The 243-nt window shown below is 67.1% G+C and carries 2 pseudogenes; both read left to right on the forward strand.

Annotated elements, in window-relative coordinates:
- Window positions 1-84 (forward strand): annotated as a pseudogene (locus EOD29_RS36830) (carbohydrate ABC transporter permease); the annotation flags it as partial.
- A pseudogene (locus EOD29_RS34365) lies at window positions 81-243 on the forward strand (four-carbon acid sugar kinase family protein); the annotation flags it as partial. The pseudogenes EOD29_RS36830 and EOD29_RS34365, both read left to right, overlap by 4 nt.

A 243-nucleotide genomic window follows, 5' to 3' on the forward strand; every position in this document is an offset into this window, starting at 1 on the left:
GTCTATACGCTGATGGTCCTGCCGATCGTCGTCTGGATCATGCGCGATCAGTTCGCGACCATACCGGTCGAGCTCGAGGAGGCCTGCGCACGGTGCAGACGGTCGGCATCCCGGATCCATCGCTGGCACTGCCCGACGTGGATGCCGTTGTCGTCTCCCTGAAAATCCGCTCGGTCAGGGCCCCAGAGGCCGTGACGGCTGCCACCGAAGCCGAGCGATGGCTGCGCCATCGGGGCGCGGGCC

Origin of the sequence: Mesorhizobium sp. M1A.T.Ca.IN.004.03.1.1, from assembly GCF_003997555.1 — a bacterium.
Classification (GTDB): domain Bacteria; phylum Pseudomonadota; class Alphaproteobacteria; order Rhizobiales; family Rhizobiaceae; genus Mesorhizobium.